The organism is Mesorhizobium sp. M7A.T.Ca.US.000.02.2.1 (assembly GCF_003996995.1).
Taxonomy (GTDB): Bacteria; Pseudomonadota; Alphaproteobacteria; order Rhizobiales; family Rhizobiaceae; genus Mesorhizobium.
In genome coordinates this window covers 1-2,899 of record NZ_RZTT01000583.1, presented here as the reverse complement: position 1 = coordinate 2,899, position 2,899 = coordinate 1, and the positions used below count along the sequence as shown (strand labels likewise).

Genomic DNA, 2,899 nt, shown 5'->3' with positions numbered 1-2,899 from the left:
CTGATGGTGCGGGCCAAATCGGCCGAGGAGTTGATCGCGCATTATCATCGGATCGAGGAGCAGCGCTCGGCGCTCGGCTACGATATCGACGGCGTCGTCTACAAGGTCGACCAGCTGGAGTTGCAGCGCCGCTGGGGTTTCGTCACCGGCGAACCGCGCTGGGCGGTCGCGCATAAATTTCCGGCCGAACAGGCGATGACGACCGTGCAGAAGATCGACATCCAGGTCGGCCGTACCGGTACGCTGGCGCCGGTTGCGCGGCTGGCGCCGGTCACAGTCGGCGGCGTCGTGGTCGAGAACGTCACGCTGCACAATGAGGATTACATCAAGGGCCTGGACTCGACCGGCCAGCCGATCCGCGACGGCATCGATGTGCGCATCGGCGATACGGTCGTGATCCAGCGGGCAGGCGATGTCATTCCGCAGATCGTCAGCGTCGTCATCGACAAGCGGCCTGCTGATGCGGTGCCTTACGAGTTCCCTCACACTTGCCCGATCTGCGGCTCGCCGGCGACGCGCGAGATCAACGAAAAGACCGGCAAGGAAGATTCCCGCCGGCGCTGCACCGGCGAACTGATCTGCCCGGCGCAGGCGGTGGAGGGATTGCGCCACTTCGTGTCACGCGGCGCCCTGGACATCGAAGGCCTCGGCGCGGAGAACATAGACACGTTCTTCAATGCGGGATTGATCAAGACCGCAGCCGATATCTTCACGCTCAGGGATCGCCGTCCGGCCGTCACCAGGGCGCTGGCCGAACGCCGCGAGGAGCAGGCAAGGCAGCGCGAGGCCGCATCGGGCAAGACGCGCAAGAATGTGCGCAGCGTCGAGGATCGCAACTATGAGGGCCTCGACAAGCTGTTCGCCGCCATCGACTCGCGCCGCGAGCCGGAGCTCGACCGTTTCATCTTCGCGCTCGGCATCCGCCATATCGGCGAAACGACGGCCGCGGTGCTTGCCCGCACCTTCTCGACCATCGAGGAACTGATCCGGGTCGGCAAGGAGACAGCGGCAGCGGAGGATCCACATACGGTTTTCCCCTCGGTCAACGGCATCGGCGATACCGTGATCGATGCGTTGCGCGACTTCTTCGGCAATGAGCGCAATGACGACGTGCTTGACGCGTTGCTCCGCCAAGTCAAGCCGAAGCCGTATATCGTCAACGTCTCGGCCGACAGCGAGGTCGCCGGCAAGACGGTCGTGTTCACGGGCTCGCTGGAGAAGATGACACGCTCCGAAGCCAAGGCGATGGCGGAGCGCCTCGGCGCCAAGGTCGCGGGCTCGGTTTCGGCAAAGACGGATCTGGTGGTCGCCGGGCCGGGTGCCGGCTCCAAGCTCAAGCTCGCCAGCGAACTCGGCATCGAGGTGATCGACGAGGATGCATGGCTGGTACGGATCGGCAAGGCGTGATGGAAGGCGCATTCAAGGGTTTCGGCCCGAAAGCCATTCCGTTCCTGAAGGCGCTGGATTTCCACCAGAGCCGGGAGTGGTTTTTAGAAAACCGCGACCTGTTCGAAAAGGAGTTGCGCGATCCGCTCAGTGATCTCGTCGACACGCTGACCGAGCGCTTCGCAAAGGCAGGCCTCGGCCTGCGCGGCGACCGCAAGAAGTCGCTGTTCCGCATCAATCGCGACGTGCGCTTCGCCAAAGACAAGCGACCCTACAACAGGCATTTGTCGGCCATCCTGTCGCCCGACGGCACCAAGATGGAGCAGGGTGTGTTCTACGTGCATATCGGGCTTGAGCGCTGTTTTGCCGACATTGCCTGGTGGCAGCCGGAACCGGCGCTGCTGCTGGCGATGCGCAAAGCCATCGCGACCAAGCCGGACAATTTTCGCGGCCTGGTGGCGGCGTTGAAGAAGAACCGGCTTGAACTCGAGACCGAAGGCCGTATGAAGCGTACGCCACGCGGCTTCGAGGAAATCAGCGATCCCGATCTGGTCGCCGCCATCCGCCACCGGCATTTCTATGTCCAGCATGTCATCGATCCGGCGGGAATCCATACGGCTGATCTGGTCGACGAGCTCGTCGATTTCACCTTGCGCGCCAAGCCGCTGCTCGACTGGGGCAGGGCGATCGAGGGCAAGGGTTTCGCTTGACTAGTCTCCGGCTCCGGTAACCCGACGATCATTTCCGCTGATCGTTTGGCTCAAGCGAATTCGTGTGACAAGGCAGGCAGCGCTTCCTACATCAGGCCCTGATCAAGGAGAGGCCATGTCGGCGCAAGCAATTTCCGAGAGCGGCGATAAAAGCGATTTCTGGCAGGGCGTGCGGCTGTCGATGCCTGTCGTGGTGGCGTCGGCGCCGTTTGCGGTGCTGTTCGGTGCGCTCGCCGTCGACAATGGTTTCTCGGTCCTGGAAGCCTTCCTGATGAGCGCGCTGGTCTATGGCGGCGCCAGCCAGATGGTCGGCATCCAGCTGTTCGGCCAGCATGTGGCGCCGTGGCTGATCGTGCTGTCGATCTTCGCCGTCAATTTCCGCCACGTGCTCTATTCCGCCGGCATCGGCCGGCGCATCGCGCACTGGCCTTTCATCCAGCAGGCACTTGGTTATTTCATCCTCACCGATCCGCAATTCGCGGTAGCTGAAGCGCGGGCGCAATCAGGCCAGGCGGTCGGCTTTGCCTGGTATCTGGGGCTTGGCTTGCCGGTCTATCTGTTCTGGATCGTCGAAAGCGCGCTGGGCGCACTGTTCGGCAAGCTGATCCCCGACACGCATGCGCTCGGCATCGATTTCCTGCTGCCGATCTATTTCCTCGGTCTCGTGCTGGGCTTCCGCAAGCGGCCGCTGTGGCTGCCGGTGGTCATCGCCAGCGCCGCCGCCTCGATCATCGCCTACAAGACGGTCGGCTCGCCCTGGCATGTCTCGATTGGCGCTGTTGCCGGTGTGCTGCTGGCGGTCA

3 protein-coding genes are annotated in these 2,899 nt (G+C 63.2%); all 3 read left to right on the top strand.

Features of this window, described 5'->3' with window-relative positions:
• A partial coding sequence (ligA, locus tag EOD15_RS31970; RefSeq protein ID WP_127409190.1) for an NAD-dependent DNA ligase LigA occupies positions 1-1,407 on the top strand: 1,407 nt, incomplete at its 5' end.
• Complete coding sequence (locus tag EOD15_RS31965; RefSeq protein ID WP_127320664.1) at positions 1,407-2,096, top strand: TIGR02453 family protein; 690 nt, start codon at positions 1,407-1,409, stop codon at positions 2,094-2,096. The genes ligA and EOD15_RS31965, both read left to right, overlap by 1 nt.
• Positions 2,097-2,211: 115 nt before the next feature.
• Positions 2,212-2,899, top strand: a 688-nt coding sequence (locus EOD15_RS31960) for an AzlC family ABC transporter permease (protein WP_148129745.1), incomplete at its 3' end; no start/stop codon positions are given.

Bases quoted from the DNA above. Each gene is read 5' to 3' on its own strand.
- EOD15_RS31965 (WP_127320664.1), top strand. From the start codon at position 1,407: ATGGAAGGCGCATTCAAGGGTTTCGGCCCGAAAGCCATTCCGTTCCTG.